This is a genomic window from Arthrobacter oryzae (genome assembly GCF_031454875.1).
Lineage (GTDB): Bacteria > Actinomycetota > Actinomycetes > Actinomycetales > Micrococcaceae > Arthrobacter > Arthrobacter oryzae_D.
In genome coordinates this window covers 229923-245525 of record NZ_JAVDRQ010000001.1, presented here as the reverse complement: position 1 = coordinate 245525, position 15603 = coordinate 229923, and the positions used below count along the sequence as shown (strand labels likewise).

Below are 15603 nucleotides of genomic sequence, written 5' to 3'. Positions count from 1 at the left end.
GGGTGAAGATGATACCTATGACTGCAGGTCAAGATAGTACTAGCACTGCAGCGGTAGCGGCTCCTTGGCATGGTGCCAGTGACGCACTCTTTTCATTCGCGGGTCCCGGCTCCGGCCTTTCGTGACTGCCGACCGCTCTGCTTTCACTTCTCGCGACGGATTGGTCATCGGTGATTACTCCGAAGATCGCACCGCTGGGGCAAAAGACTGTAGTGTCCGGCGGCAGTAGTAGTTGGAACTGATCTGGAACTCAGGCTCATTCCCCTGCCCATTGGCGGTTTGTGAGGGACGCATCGTCGGTCCTGTGGCACGGCCGCCTCTTTGTCAGCATGACGACAGGCGCTGGTTCGATCGGTACGGGACAAAGAGCTCTTGGGAAGCCAAGAACTCTTTGTCGCATTGTTTCACGTGAAACGTGGGACCGACTTTAGGAAGCCAGGTCCTTCTCTATATGCGACCGGGGCGCCTTAGGAATCTGGGCTGGCAACAGACGTTCAATCGCTGATGCGCCTTTCATGCTCTCTTGGGCGTTGGCTCATTGCGACATGAAGATAGCGGCTGTCGCTCACCGCCCGCTTTCCCTCCTCTGTCCTACGGCGGGCACTGCTGACTGAGTGGTCAGGTGACAACTGCTGAACTGGTCACCGCATGAGGTGCAGAGACCAGGTCACGACCTGGAAGCAGATCGAAGAGGCAGCTCCGGAGTGTCTTCGAAGTGACGTTCCCTGAGCGTGCAAACTCCTCCGGCCGGATGTGTTTGTGACGCCGCACCAAGCCTAGATTAGGCCGTTCCGGTCAGCGGGCTAAAGAGGGTGCTGCCTGCGTCCGGTTGATACGACTCATATCTAGGACGCGCAGCCACACGTAAGGGCCTTGATGACGACTGACAGGATGAGCCGTCGATCGTCGAGTCCTCCTCTCCCGCCTGGACCGATGGGAGTGTTTCACGTGAAACATGAGAGGGGCCTCGCCCAGTCAAGTAGTCATACTTAATCAGGCCTCGTACGCTTCAGCGCCGGTGGACAGGTCATCGCGTTGGATCGCCGATGAAGAACCCCGACCAAGGGTCCTCACAAAGCTCGCGAACCGATTCAACGCCGTGATGCACCAGGTAGTCCGTCACCATTCGTTTCCGTTGTCGTCAGCAGCCGATGGGCATGCGGACTGAATTCGGCGAGGTGCCCCAGATCTTGCATGACAAGTGAGTGTCCTGTCGGCTTTAGCCTGCCTACTCCGGGAGAAGGAAAGGAGCGACCACGCCGGTGCTCAGTGGCTGATGTTAATTTCAACAGGTAGACCTGCCAGTGCCACGGCACTGATGGATTGACCGTGGCAGTCTGCCCGCGGCCTACTGCGACAAGACTATTCAAGTGGTGAATGCGGACTCCCCCGCTGGATGGCCACCCCGTAGACCCAGGGGGTCATTCGCTTTGCGCCTGCACGTCCAGGACTTGGTTCGCAGAATTCCGTGGCGATGCTCGGCAACAGTGGACCGCCTTTCAAGCGTGAGTACTCCCTGGCCCTAAGGTGTTGCACTGATAGCAGCCTGAACCGATTGGTGGTCCATAGCCGAGGGGTAGTCACCCCTCCGCTTAGATCCTCACTGGTTGTGTGCGTGCTTTCCCGTGGTTCAGATTCACCGGCTCTGTTCGAATTGCATCAGTATTCCCCGGTCCGCTTCTCCATTTTGTGTGGAGCGAGCAGGCAGCCTCCGAGGAGGGGGGCGATGGTGAAAGGTGGGAAAGAGCCTGCGTCCCGCCACGATGCCTCATGTGCCTGCCTCAGCCGGGCGTGTTGTCAGGAAGAGCAGAGAGGGCTTTCTCGGTTTTCTGTGCCTGGGAACATCTCGCGCTTGCTGCCACTCGGCGTCTTTTCGGGTGCTCCGAACGGGGTCCAGGCTGCCGCCGATCCAAACCCCGAGGCGGGTTCAGAGATTGGATGTAGTGCATAAGCCGGTGCATAACGCGGTGGATATCCCTGTGGATAACTTTGTGGAAATAGCCTCTACGCAGAGTACATCAGCGGAGGCTCTGGAGTACCAACGGCACATGGCCAAAGCTGGACAAACCAGCCCCAGTTGTCGTGTTTCACGTGAAACATGTTTTACCCTCCTACACAGCCCAAAAAGTAGCTCGAAACCGCCGATATTAGCCAGTAGGGCGCGATTTCGGGGCGTTTGACGCTGTTTAATGATGACTGATCAGCACACTTCACAAGCGGCCCATTAAGTGACTCCTGCCACACGCGCGGGCGAGTCTGCTGCGGCGCCGGCCGTGGCGAGAATCACAGTAAGTGCCCGGTTTCCTACGATGTGGATAACCCTGTGGATATCCTCTGTGGAGAATGGAGGCGCATCTGGGGAAAACTCAGTTCCACGATAGATCCAAGCGGAGGAGAAGGTACGTCCGCGGAACATTCGCCGACCCCCTGTAGCGACGATCTTTGACTGCACAACAGACGACTCAAACGAATGGGTTGCTGCCATCGCTCCAATCCTGACCGATGGTACTGCGCAATCGTGCCGGCTTTGGCCTTCTAAGTGTGCTGTGTCAGCATTGCTTAGCCCCCTGGGCGGCGCCGAAGACAGCGCCTGTCGCCCCCTAAGACGACACCCATCATGTCCCCAACCAGACTTTGCTGTGGATCTCTGTAGCGCCGTTCCTGAAGAATATTGATCCGCGGGAGGAGACGTCTGGATCGGGGGGCGCTTTTAGCTTCCCTGACTCTTCGAGGCTCAGCCTGTTCTGTCTGGGTTGGCCAACGCAATGGTAGCTGAAAATGAGCGTGTCAGGCCTACGCGAACGCCCGATTCGTACCCCACCGAACCCGAAGAGGCGGGGGTTAGGGTGGAACGCAGGCACCAGGCGAACGGGGCGTGGTCTATCTACAACGGCGCAGGCAGGGCCTTCCTTCCATGTCCATGGGTAGATTGCGGTCAAGGCCAATGAGCTCGAAGCGTCTCAGGGAATCTCTGGTCAGTGTGGTGTTGTCTCTGCTGGCTTCTGGCAGGTGCGTGTGCAGTCTTCGAGGAGGCGCTGAGGACGCATGGACCGATGACTGCAAGAGCAGGCAAGCGCGCCACGCGTGCGTTTTAGCCCGGGTTCTGCTGGGGAAGGCGCGGCGGCAGCTCGTCGTCAGTCTGACTCTTGGCGCTGGCATGGACAGGCTGAGTTCCGAAGTGGCGGCTGAGTCGCTTCCTGGAACTGGCACTTCAAAGAGAAGACCCCGCGCGTTCGTTCATCGATAGCAAGAGTGACCGACAGCAAAGTGTTCCGCGCCAGGCCTCGGCCAATCGCGAGCCAGCGGTCTCAAGGTGGATGTTGTCTACCCCGCCGTATGTGTGAGTGCAGAACACATCTTAGGTTGGGCCGAATCTTCTTGCCTTGTCTCGGACCAGGTATGAACGTCGATCTGGGATTCCCAGGCCCACGATGGCCGCTCGAAGGTCGCCGGCCCACGAAAGTCCCTGGCCCACGAATAATTTATGGGTCCGAAGGTTCGTCGGTCTGCACGACGGGGCGCACACGGTCGTTCCCCCTCCTCGAGGTAGCGCAGGGCAGTTTGGAGGTCTTCGCCGGATTGGCAATCTCCTCCCTCTCCCCTGCCGTGTAATGACCGTCCATGGTTGCGGATTGTAGTCGTGGGACCGTCTTTCAGCACTTCGCCGTTCATTTGTCCGCTCGGGGCTTGTATTGAAAAATTGATTGACCACCGGCTCCTGGCAGATTGACGTTTCACGTGAAACATACCGATGGTGCTTATGGGCTCCACGGGGACGGCGACTGATGATGCTGCCTCGTTCTCGTCCATGCTCTCAACCGGCACAGTCCTTGCCGCAGGCGAGCCCTTTCCATCGACAAGTCAATTGCCGTCGGCTGAGGCTGCGGAGAATTGCTCACCGAAGGGGCATTGACAGTGCGGTCCGGGTCCCTGGCCCCTTGGCGGTCGGTGTCCCAGGCACTAACCAAAGGGCTTCTGCGGGCTGCAATGGGCACCACCATCCATTCCGGTTTGGCGCCTGGTTTCAGGCATTCCATCTCTTGCCAGGATGGGAAGCCGGATCAAAGTGCGGCAGGGAGGTGGGCGCTTCTGCGTGCGAGCCGATTCTTGGCGCGGTATGGATCCCGGAGGGGTGGCGAGGGGTGAACCGATGGCACGACAACTGATGAACCCAGTTCTACGAAGGGATGCAAAAGTTCGGCCGTAGCACTGACGGAGGGTGGTGGATCTGACTGGCCATGGGATCTAAATCGGGTTGTGGCGGGTTGGTAGAACCGCTACGTGGGCATTCCGATCGAGCAGCCTGACATCGCAGTTGTGGTTGTAGTTTGCTGCTTTGAGAACGGAATCAGCTGATACCTGGCTCTTCTACGGGCCATTCTAGGGGCCGCAGAGCAGTCTTCAGATTTTTGAATGGACCAGTAACAATTCTTGTCCGGTTCTACAAGGGCGCTGTTTGTTCCACGAAGGCGGGGGTTGCGGTCCCACACTTCGTGCTGATGTGGCTGAACGGGCAGGATGTTGCATTCGGGCAGAGCGAGCTGCGGACCGTTCCTTGGCTGAGATGTTTCACGTGAAACAAACTCCTCCCGCAGACGTGGTGCCCCACGTGAAACGTGGACCCGGCGCAGGCGCGACCTAGATGTTGGCGGGAGCGGTGGGTGCCTCGCCCCAACCCTGCCCACCTGAGCGGCCGGCGCCGCACTGCCCACTTGCACGGCCACGCCGCCACGATAGATGACGTACCGTGCCTGGCTCCAATTGATGTTTCGACGACAGCCTCCGAGATTGCTACGGTGAGCGTGCCGGGCTCGATGCACTCGTTCTCTTCTTTGGTCCACATCGACCGGGAGCATAGATTCGCTTCGCAGTGAGCGGTGAGCGCTGGGCGGTGAGTCGTGGGCGCTGAGCGGTCTGGCAGACATCGAAACTCGACGTTGTGGGGTCCAGGGCAACTTCGGGCTTCCTCGCGTCCGTGGACAACGCCTCTACAGAGTGCATTCAACGACACCATGGGACGTTCGGTGCGACTATATGGGTTTCACAACGACTGTCACTCCCGCGCCGCTTATGTCCTCAAGCATCCAGGGTGTTTCGGACTTCGTTCGCTCAGCAGCTCGTCACCCCCGCTTCACTCAAACCTGGGGAATTCGGATCCACCAACCCCAATTCACAGCTCACATGCTGGCTTCCCTCGCACATGACCATCAGCCAACTCGAGTGCCGGACGCGTTCAAGTGGGCTCCCATTCCCGGAGCCGGCGCCCAGCAAGGAGGGCCTGTAGCGAACCATATGACCATTGTTCTGTGCCCTGTCTCAGGGGGCTCGTCCTAAGTGTCGTCCGAGGCAGCGCCATTGGTGCCCCTGCTGGGCTCAGATGCCGTGGGCCCTTAGGCTGTGGCGTCTGTGACGGTTGGTGGTACACCCTCGGCCGGGTGAGCATATGACGATGAGAACAGGCCGCCTTCCGTGCATTTAGAACGCGTGGGGCGCGGAACGGGATGATGATTCTCTTGCTCATCAGCCCTGGTCTCTTCGGCAATGTTTCACGTGAAACATCGCCTTGACCCCGTCGCTAGTCCCCCGCGCCTCAGGTTCACGCCGGCTTTCGGCCATGCGCAGCTGCCTACCCCCGCCCGGACTGCCCGGGGCGCTCTGCTCTCTGATTCGACCGGCGTTCGCATGCGGGCTGTCTTCGTGGGTCGCAGGTGTGGTTTTCCAAGAGATCCGTAGTGCACCGCAGGCGCCGGGGTATTGGTCGGGAGCCGGGAACAACCGGAACTTTGTATTGCGCGGACGGTGGACTTCGCGACACCCGATGTTTCACGTGAAACGGTCGCCCGGCAGGCGTATAGACCAGCCAAAGACAAACGGATCAAAACGGCCGATTCTTCCAAGTCCACCGTTCACTCTCCGATTTATTGTGCTTTTGCCACGCCAAGCACGGTCTCTTGGACCCGCAAAAAGTATGGTTGTGCCTACCCCCGGTCGCACGGAATGCCGGCAGCAGCAGGAGCCGGCTCTGACAAAAAGCATCTCCCGAAACAACTCACCATAGTTGAAAGACCGACAAAAGTGCGTTGTCGACCCCGAGGCGTGTGCCCGTGCCAGCACCCAGCGACTCCCCACCTCCCAGGCGCCGCCCCGTCAGAAACGAAAAACGGTGACCATCACCTTGAATAAGTGATGGCCACCGTTTCGTGCCTTGCGGGTCGTGCCTGAAGTTCCCGGCTGCACGTGAACCGCCTTAGGCGGTCACAGTGCTAGCTATAAGCGCTACGACAGGACGTCAGCGAATTCCTTCTCGAAGAACTGCTTCGGCTTGGCGCCGATGACAGTGTTCTTCACTTCGCCACCGTGGAACAGGTAGACGGCCGGGATCGAGGTGATGCCGTACTCGGCCGCGATGGCCGGGTTGTCATCGACGTTTACCTTAACGACGTTGACCTTCTCGCTGTACTCGACGGAGATCTCGTCCAGGATGGGGCCCAGCTTGCGGCAGGGGCCGCACCATTCGGCCCAGAAGTCCACGATGACCGGCTTGTCGGCCGACAGTACATCCGTGCTGAAGCTTGCGTCCGTTACGTCTTTTGCGTTGCTCATTATTGTGTTGTTTCCCTTCGGATCAATAGTGCGCTGTTAGGCGTGGAAGTCTGCGAGGTAGTGCTCTACGTCGATAGCTGCAACGCAGCCCGATCCCGACGCAGTAATTGCCTGGCGGTATGTGGGATCCACAACGTCTCCGGCAGCAAACACGCCCTTGACGCTTGTCTTGGAACTGCGGCCCTCGACGGCGATGGTTCCCTCCGGCGTGAGGTCCAGCGTGTCCTTGATGAGGTCAGTGCGGGGATCGTTTCCGATAGCGACGAAGACGCCGGTCACAGCCAGCTCCGATTCGGTGCCATCCACAAGGTTCTTCAGCTTCAGGCCGGTGACTTTGTCTCCGCCGAGGACGTCCTCAACAGCTGTGTTCCACACGAAGCTGATCTTCTCGTGGGCCTGCGCGCGGTCGCCCATGATCTTGGAAGCCTTGAGCGTATCGCGGCGGTGCACCACGGTAACCGACTTGGCGAACTTGGTGAGGAACAGTGCTTCCTCCATTGCGGAGTCTCCGCCGCCGATGACAGCGATGTCCTGATCCTTGAAAAAGAAACCGTCGCAGGTTGCACACCAGCTAACGCCGTGGCCTGACAGTCGCTTCTCGTTCGGAAGGCCCAGCTCGCGGTAAGCCGAACCGGTGGAGAGGATGATGGAACGGGCCTGGAAGGTCTCCCCCGTCGCGATAGTGACCGTCTTGATGTCGCCGTCGAGGTCCAGTGCGGTCACGTCCTCGAACTGGATCTCCGTTCCGAAACGGGCGGCCTGCTTTTCGAAGTTCTCCATCAGGTCCGGACCCATGATGCCCTCCGGGAATCCGGGGTAGTTCTCCACGTCGGTGGTGTTCATCAGTTCTCCACCGGCCGTGACGGACCCGGCAAGGAGCAGCGGCTTCAGGTTGGCTCGTGCCGTATAGACTGCAGCTGTGTAGCCTGCAGGGCCGGAGCCGACGATGATGACATCACGTACCTGGGACGCGGTGTTTTCTGCGTTGCTCACTGAACGGTGAACCTCTTCCTTAGTCGATGCGCCTGCTTTTGCTGGCCGGCCACATGGCACAACCCATTGTTGGTGCTGAATATTCCGGGTAAGCCGGTAGCCCAACAAGACGCCACCACTCAGGGTACCGTCTTGCCGGGCTGGCGACGCCTTGTTACCAGGCGAGGAACGGCGGCTTGGCCCGGTGCAGGCGGACCCGAGGCTGCCTACTGAACCGTCTGCCTACTGAACCTTGATCTCGGCGAGACGCAGGCCGTAGCCGAAGCGCGTCTTGGGCGCCGCAAGCTTAGGGAGGTTCTTGATTGACACAATCACATACTGCGCCGTGGCAGGCTCAGGGAGCGGCATGGTCAGGTCCGGCGAGGTAAAGCTGTTGCTTCCAACCTGCTTGGCACCCTCCAAGGACGGGCGGTCGTTCGTCAGCACGCTGATGCTGCCGCCGGAACCGCCCAGCTGGCTGAGCGTGATGGAAGAGACTTTCGAAGGACTCTTCAGTTTGACCACCAGTGACACATCGGGAGCCAGGCCGCCCCAGTTGTCCGTGGCGAACTCCATGTCCGACCAGTAGCTTGCACCGTTACCGTCAAAGGTCTTTGACAGGTCTCCGTCGTAGGTGGCAGCAAAGTCAAAGTCGCCGAGGCGGGATACGCCATCGACCGACGGCGGACCTGCCACCGGCGCAGTGGACTGGTTCGGCGTCGCCTGCCCGGACGTCTGCGGCTGGGCGGTGCCGGACGTTCCCGGAACAGGGTTACTCTGCGGCTCGCTCTTGAACAGGCTTCCAAGGTTGGAGACGGCGAAGATCAGGCCTACCACCAGCACGGCAGCCAGGAGCCCTCCAACGAGCCAGCGCATTGACCGCGGCTCGCGCTCCGGCGGTTCGTCGTCGTCGTAGTAGTCGTCTGTTTCGGAGTCCCGATCGTTCCGGGCGAAAGCCGGAAAGGTGCCGGCCATGCGTTCCCGTGCTGTTTTGGCTGGCCCGGTGGAGGGTGCCGCGTCATCCCCGTAGTGGTAGTCCTCGTCTTCCCACAGGGACACCTTGGGAGATTCCGCAGCCGGGGCCTGGGCGCTTAGCGCTTCGGTGTTCCGCTGTCCGTTGGGCGTCGCCGCCGGCGTGTCGGCCTGCCGGGGAACCGCCCGCTGCGGGGTGGTCGCCTGGGGCGCGGTTGAAGGATCCTTGGATGACGTGCCCGCACTTGCCGCACCTGCTGCAAGGCCTGCCGCCCCAGCAGCTGCTGCGGCCGCAGCCCCCGCACCGTTTCCGCGTGCACCGGAGGCGCCGTTGCCGGAGGAGCCAAGGGAAGGGGCCGACGACGGTCGCACGGGTGCAGCCCGCGGCGGCACTACAGGGGGAACCACCGGGGGCGACGACTGTTTGCGTCCCTGGCCGGCGGGCTGGCTGTTGCCGTAATTGATGTAGCCGGCGTCCACCTCTTCTTCGTCATACAGGCCGTCATAGGTCTCGGGCTCGTGGGACCGTGCCTGGCCGAAAATTTCGCTGCCGAGGGTGTCCGTAAAGAAGGGCTCCACGTAGGGCGGGTTGGATGCGACCACAAGGTCCAGGAGATCGGGAGCGGACGTGTGATTGGTGATCAGATACGTTGTGGAATCACTGACACCAAGGTCCAGGATCTGCACATTTCCGGGGCGTTCGCCGGTGGCAACCTCGCGGGCGCTTTGGGCAACCTGCTCCGCATTGTCCGGACCCGCAACGAGGATGCTCACCGGCCGGTTGAGGACTTGGTCAACACCATCCAGCACCAGATCATGGTCGTGTGAGGTCAATACGGTGGCGGTGACCTTGTAGCGGCCGCCGAGCACTGATCCAACATCGATCGGGTGGGACACGGGTTCCTCCTAGACTGTCCGGGGAATCGCCGCCTCGGCGATGCCAAAGCGGATACACCGGTTAGCCGGTTAATTTCTGGTCTGTAATTACCCTAGTTAGCTTCTGATCCTAGCCGATGCAGCATAACGCCCGTGTGAGACAGGCGCTGTGAAACCGCCGCATTGTCACCTTTTCTTCCTCCGGCGCTTACTGAAGTACGGGTTGCGGCCGGCCGTTCCCTGGAAGGTCCGGCGCCCGGGCAGCGGGATCTCCTCGCGTACGATGCTCCCTCTGGCGGTGTTGGGCACGTCCTCTGCCGGGAGGTATTCGCCGGCTGAGACGGGCTGCTGCGCGTCGTCGTGCCGGGCCGGTTCTTCAACCTGCGGACCCGCACGGAACGACGCGGCGTCGAACTCTCCGGAGATTCTCGGAATCAGGCCGGTGTCAACCGAAACGGTGGCCCGCTCCGCCGTCGTCCGGTCCCGTGCCGCAGCGGAGTCCGCCGGCATCCGGCGCCCCTGCGAAGCAGCGGACCCCGCCGTCGCATGGGCCGGCCCGGAGCGCCGGCCCAAGCGCCCGAGGAGGGGCTGCAGGAGGTCGCGAAGTTCCGTGACGCGGAAAAGCTTCAGCAGCAACAGGTACGCCAGGAGCATCACGGGCCCGACGACGACAATGGTCACCAGGGCCTCGAGCCGGCCACTCCAGGCGAAACCGTCCGCACTGTAGCTGCCCATGAGCCAAAGCGCGCCGGCGCCGGCCACTGCGGAACCCAGTGCTGCATAACCCATCCGGATGTAGGAGTTGGCGATCCGGGGTCCGTCCAGATGACCCAGCAGACGGCGGAGGAAAATCGCGCTGACAATCACGGACAGGATGTTTCCGCCCGTGTACAGGATGGCAATGGCGAAAATGATCTGGTCGAAGGGCAGGAACTGAATGCAGAACGCTGCCACGACATTCACGAGAGCCAGCACCAGCTGGATGTAGAACGGCGTCCGGGCATCCTCGTTGGCGTAAAAGACCCGGGACATCATGAAGTTTGCGCTCATGAACGGCGTGCTGAGGGCAAGAATCGTGAGCGTCTGGGCGAGCATCACGCCGTCCTGCTCTTTTCCGCCGGAGAAGAACATGCCCAGCGGGCCGGCGAGGGCGAAAAGTGCCAGAGCCCCGAAGACCGTGGCCACTGCCATGGTCCTGAGGCCATGCGACAGCGCGTCCCGCAGCTCGGCGCGGTTGCCGTCCTGGACGGCCCGGGTCATCCGGTTGAACAGCACAGTGGCAAGGGACAGGGCAATGATGGAGTGGGGCAGCAGGTAGAGCTGGCTGGCCACCTCCAGCACGGCGTTGCCCGGAAGCTTGGCAGCGGCGGTGAGGTCCCCCGCGCGCTCCAGGCGAAGCCGCTCGGCACCGGGAATGGTGGCAATACGCATCACATAGAGGAAGGCGAGCTGCCCGACGGCGGCAGTGAGGAGCGTCCAGACGCTCAGTTTTGCGGCGCGTCCGAGGCCAACCCCACGCCAGCCGAACCTGGGACGGAGGCCCAGCCGGAGCCGGAACACCGGAATCAGCAGGATGGCGGTCTGCGCCACCACGCCGACAGTGGAGAACCCGGCCACCAGGAAGGTTTGGGTGGGACCCCAGTTGTCCAGCGTGTGGGGATTCGTGAGGTTGGGCCCGAGGATCCAGATGAACATGCCCAGGCCGGCAATGGCCACGATGTTATTAAGGATGGGTGCCCACATGGCGGGACCGAAGGCCCCGTTGGCGTTCAGTACCTGCGTCAGCAGGGCGTAAAGGCCGTAGAAGAAGATCTGTGGCAGGCACCAAAACGCGAAAGAGACCGCGAGTGACTTCTGTTCGGCCGAGTACCCCTGCGTGGTCAGCTCGATGACCCAGGGAGCCAGGAGGGTGACGAGCAGGGTCAGGCTCAGAAGCACCAGGACAGCCAGGGTGAGGAGCCGGCTGATGTAGTCCGCTCCCCTGTCCGGCGCCTTACTGGCCTTGATGATCTGGGGCACCAGGACGGCGTTGAACACGCCGCCGGCCACCAGCAGGAAAATCAGGTTCGGCAGGTTGTTCGCGTTGATGAAGGTGTCATTGACCGTGGAGCCGAGGCCAAGGGCAAAACCCAGCATCCAGGTCTTGCCGAAACCAAGGAAGCGGGAAACCAGGGTTCCTGCCGCCATGATGGCGCTGGAACGTGCCTCTCCTTGCTGGACAGCCCTGGAATCGGCCTGGGAATCGGCCGAGCCTGGCTCGGGGGTAGCTGGATTGGCTGCTGACATGGCCTTCATCGTCTCAAAGGTGCGCAGTTACGCACGCGGGCGCTTCATGGAATCAGTCACATGACCTCAGAGGTGTTCCGGCAGGACTTCTCTGGCGAGGTCGGCAATCCGGCGCTCATTCGGAAAGGACAGCTTGCGTGCGAGCTCCTGGATGGGAACCCAGGCGACATCCACGGCTTCCTGGTCGGGATCGTTTTCGATGGTCAGTTCGCCGCCTGTGGCCCGGAGCAGATAGTGATGGACGGTCTTGTGGACGCGGTGACCGCTGACAGTGAACCAGTAGTCGATGCTGCCGAGCGGTGCCAAAATGCTGCCGCTGATGCCCGTTTCCTCGGCGATCTCGCGGACCGCCGCTTCCTCGTTCTTTTCCTTGCCCTCCGGGTGGCCCTTCGGCAGGCACCATTCGAGGCGTCCGCCGCGGTTAAGGCGGGCGATGATCGCAACCCTTAGCTCGCCGTCGGACGTATCAACAACAACGCCTCCGGCCGAGACTTCCTCGACGGTGGGCAGCGACGCCGGCCCGGGGTGCTGGGCGGGCGCGACATGGGCACCGATTGCCGACGGCAACGGTGGGTTTGTCCTCCTGCCAGGAGCACTCGGTACGGGATGGGCCATGAAGTCCACTCTAACGACTCTTGCCCCTTGGTGATGACCGGAACATGACAGGAAAGTGGACTGCGTGTGACGCAGTTTCCGGAACCCGCGGCGTAACGGCGTGGTTCGGCGACCTCTATTGGTGCTTGTTGGCGTGGTTTTCTGACAAGCTTAAGAAACTATGGCGCACGCACATCAAAAGTCCGACTCCCACACCGTCGAATTCCAAGTGGACCCGGTGGTCCTGGAGCTCGGGCAGCGCTTCGTCGACGCCGGGCATGAACTGTCGCTGGTGGGCGGCCCCGTGCGTGACCTCTTCCTGGGCAGGCGATCCCCCGACCTCGACTTCACCACGGACGCCACACCGGACCAGACCCTGGCGCTGATTCGCAAGTGGGCGGACAACTTCTGGGAGATCGGACGGGCATTCGGCACCATCGGAATGCGGAAGTCCGGTTTCCAGATTGAGATCACCACCTACCGGGCCGACGCCTACGATCCGGAGTCGCGAAAGCCCGCCGTGGCGTTCGGCTCCTCGCTGACGGATGACCTCCTGCGCCGGGACTTCACCATCAATGCCATGGCGCTGCGCCTGCCCGCGATGGAACTGGTGGACCCCTTCGGCGGTGTCCGCGACCTCCACGCCTCCGTGCTGGCCACTCCGGGCGCGCCGGAGACATCCTTTTCCGATGACCCGCTGCGCATGATGCGGGCGGCCCGCTTTGCCTCCCAGCTCGGCGTGGCGGTCCGCGACGACGTCAAGCAGGCGATGACGCAGATGGCGGAGCGGATCACCATCATTTCAGCCGAGCGCGTCCGCGAGGAGCTGGTCAAGCTCATCTGCGGATCGCATCCCCGTGTTGGCATTGACCTGCTGGTGGACACCGGCCTGGCCGAATTCGTCCTGCCGGAAGTGTCCGCCCTGCGGCTGGAGGCCGACGAGCACCACCGGCACAAGGACGTCTACCAGCATTCCCTCCAGGTTCTGGAGCAGGCCGCAGGGATGGAGACCGACGCTGACGGCCCCGTACCCGGCCCGGATTTTGTGCTGCGGTTTGCGGCACTGATGCACGACGTCGGCAAGCCGGCTACGCGCCGCTTTGAGCCGGGCGGTGCGGTGAGTTTCCGCCACCACGACATGGTGGGCTCGAAACTGACCAAGAAGCGGATGAAAGCCCTCCGCTTCGACAACGACACCACGAAGGCAGTGGCACGGCTGGTCGAGCTGCACATGCGCTTCTACGGCTACGGGGAGGCCGGCTGGAGCGACTCCGCCGTTCGCCGCTACGTTACTGACGCCGGTCCCCTTTTGGACCGACTGCACCTGCTCACGCGCTCCGACGTGACAACCCGCAACCAGCGCAAGGCGGACCGGCTCTCCTTTGCCTACGACGACCTTGAAGCGCGCATCGCGGCGCTGCGGGAACAGGAATCCCTGGAGGCTGTCCGGCCCGACCTCGACGGCGGCCAGATCATGGCCTTGCTTGGCCTGAAGCCCGGGCCCGTGGTGGGCAGGGCCTACAAGTTCCTGCTTGAACAGCGAATGGAGCACGGCCCGCTCGATGCCGCCGTAGCCGAGGCAAAGCTGCGTGAGTGGTGGGCGGACCAGCCTGAAGCCGCCCAACACGAGCCGGCCACCGGCGTCGACCTTTCCACTACCGAGGAGTCATAAGTGACGTCACTCAACAGCACTGCCCGCCCCCAGCTCTGGATCCTGCGCCACGGCGAAACCGAATGGTCAAAGAGCGGCCAGTACACCGGACTTACCGACCTTCCCCTGACAGTGGAGGGCGAGCAGCAGGCGGTGGAGGCACGGAAGGTCCTCGATAGCGTCGACTTCGACCTCGTGCTGACGTCGCCGCTGCGCCGGGCGCGCCGGACGGCGGAACTGGCAGGCTTCCCCGACGCCGAACAGGAACCCCTTGCGGTGGAGTGGAACTACGGCGACTACGAAGGCATCAGCTCGGACCTGATCCGCAAGGACAATCCGGAGTACCTGATCTGGACCCACGGTGTTCCCAACGGCGAAGCCCTGGAGGAAGTGGCAGCGCGGGCGGACAAGATCGTGGCCCGAGTGCTGGAGTCCGGGCTCGACAACGTGCTCATTGTGGCCCACGGACACTTCTCCCGGATCCTGACTGCGCGCTGGCTCGGACTGGACCCCCAGGAAGGCCGGCACTTCATCCTCGGCACCGCAAAAGTCTGCACGCTGGGATGGGATAAGAAGACCCCCGCCGTGGTCCGCTGGGGACTATAAAGACGATTTATCAAATATTTCTGAGAATTTTCTGAATTCAGTAGGCAAAAGCCCTGAGCTTAGTGTAATTTTATTTCTGACTCCAGTGCGTCCTGCCAGGGTCATCGGCGCGCGTTGTTCGGTTAGTCAACTGAGCAACGGCATAGCAGAAAAGGAGGTTGGGAAAAATGATTACTTTGACTAGCGGATGGAAGATGACCATCACCGCGTCCCCGGCCTCTGTTGCTGACTCGCGCCCACATCACGGACTGCTCGGCTCCTGACCCGCTGACTCCGGCTTTGCGGCCGGAATCCTGGTACCGGCTTCCTGACACAGGAAGCCGTGCGACAGTCAGCCGTCCACGCGGGCCCATGCGGTTACGCAACACCCCATAGTTCGGAACCCAGCTTCTTGTTGGGGACTGCGGCGTAACTGTATCCAGGGGCCATCTTTCGCATCGCGAAAACCACACCATTTGTTCTGCATTTTCGTGCGGACATATTCACGGGCATTTCCGTGCCTTTATTCAGCCATTAATTTTCCGATTATCTGGCTCTAATTGCCATGTCCAATTTCAGCCATTTTTGCTAATCAGCTCAAACAAAGGATCCAGCGTGAGCACTCCTGTCAGTACGGTCGAGGCCAAGCGCCCTGCCCCGTCCCGCCCGGTTCCATCCCACCGCGCCCAATCCCGCCGCACCCAACGCCGGCGAAACAAACCCCGGGAGGAGGTAACCATGATGAAAAGACTCCGGAGCGTTCTGCGCCTTGGCTGGCAGCCTGCCCTGAAGGACAAGACGCTGTTTGACGGCCAGCTCCTCGACCAGAAGCGTGAAGACGTATACGTCGTACTGCACCAAATGGGCGTCATCCGCTAAGGCAGGACCCTTCGTTTTCTGAACTCCCCGGGCTACAGCCGGGAACGGAACAACCAGGAGGACCTGATGGCTCCCGATATCCATGCACAAAAAGCCCACGCGGGGACGCGTGGGCTTTTTGTTTGCCCGCGCCGCCCCCGCGCCGCTCCCCCCGGGCGGGCCGACTTGGCGGACCCTGATCCCGC

Annotated in this window: 8 protein-coding genes; 3 read left to right on the top strand and 5 right to left on the bottom strand. The window is 61.6% G+C overall.

The window, feature by feature from the left end; genetic code table 11:
• Positions 1 to 6276 precede the first annotated feature (6276 nt).
• The 5 genes from trxA to J2805_RS01095 form a co-directional block, all read right to left on the bottom strand.
• Positions 6277 to 6603, bottom strand: a complete 327-nt coding sequence (gene trxA / locus J2805_RS01115) for a thioredoxin (RefSeq protein ID WP_309967868.1) — start codon at positions 6601 to 6603, stop codon at positions 6277 to 6279.
• Between the two features lie 36 nt (positions 6604 to 6639).
• On the bottom strand, positions 6640 to 7596 hold the full coding sequence (trxB, locus tag J2805_RS01110; protein ID WP_309967866.1) for a thioredoxin-disulfide reductase: 957 nt from the start codon (positions 7594 to 7596) through the stop codon (positions 6640 to 6642).
• Positions 7597 to 7818: 222 nt separating this feature from the next.
• The gene (locus J2805_RS01105; RefSeq protein ID WP_309967863.1) at positions 7819 to 9444 is read right to left on the bottom strand and encodes an ABC transporter substrate-binding protein; all 1626 of its coding nucleotides are present in this window, start codon (positions 9442 to 9444) and stop codon (positions 7819 to 7821) included.
• Between the two features lie 165 nt (positions 9445 to 9609).
• The gene (gene murJ, locus J2805_RS01100; protein ID WP_309967860.1) at positions 9610 to 11709 is read right to left on the bottom strand and encodes a murein biosynthesis integral membrane protein MurJ; all 2100 of its coding nucleotides are present in this window, start codon (positions 11707 to 11709) and stop codon (positions 9610 to 9612) included.
• Between the two features lie 66 nt (positions 11710 to 11775).
• A complete protein-coding gene (locus J2805_RS01095) occupies positions 11776 to 12276 on the bottom strand; it encodes an NUDIX hydrolase (RefSeq protein WP_309967857.1) in 501 nt (166 codons plus the stop codon).
• Between the two features lie 208 nt (positions 12277 to 12484).
• Here J2805_RS01095 and J2805_RS01090 point away from each other — a divergent pair, with 208 nt between their 5' ends.
• The 3 genes from J2805_RS01090 to J2805_RS01080 all read left to right on the top strand — a co-directional run bounded on the left by J2805_RS01090 (position 12485) and on the right by J2805_RS01080 (position 15418).
• On the top strand, positions 12485 to 13975 hold the full coding sequence (locus tag J2805_RS01090; RefSeq protein ID WP_309967855.1) for a CCA tRNA nucleotidyltransferase: 1491 nt from the start codon (positions 12485 to 12487) through the stop codon (positions 13973 to 13975).
• The gene (locus J2805_RS01085; protein WP_309967852.1) at positions 13976 to 14560 is read left to right on the top strand and encodes a histidine phosphatase family protein; all 585 of its coding nucleotides are present in this window, start codon (positions 13976 to 13978) and stop codon (positions 14558 to 14560) included.
• Positions 14561 to 15277: 717 nt separating this feature from the next.
• Positions 15278 to 15418 (top strand): hypothetical protein, encoded by a 141-nt coding sequence (locus J2805_RS01080; protein ID WP_309967848.1) that lies wholly within the window; start codon positions 15278 to 15280, stop codon positions 15416 to 15418.
• Positions 15419 to 15603 lie beyond the last annotated feature (185 nt).

Excerpts from the sequence above, each read along its gene's own strand:
- J2805_RS01090 (WP_309967855.1), top strand. The coding sequence starts at position 12,485 with ATGGCGCACGCACATCAAAAGTCCGACTCCCACACCGTCGAATTCCAA.
- J2805_RS01080 (WP_309967848.1), top strand. The coding sequence starts at position 15,278 with ATGATGAAAAGACTCCGGAGCGTTCTGCGCCTTGGCTGGCAGCCTGCC.
- murJ (WP_309967860.1), bottom strand. The coding sequence starts at position 11,709 with ATGTCAGCAGCCAATCCAGCTACCCCCGAGCCAGGCTCGGCCGATTCC.
- trxA (WP_309967868.1), bottom strand. The coding sequence starts at position 6,603 with ATGAGCAACGCAAAAGACGTAACGGACGCAAGCTTCAGCACGGATGTA.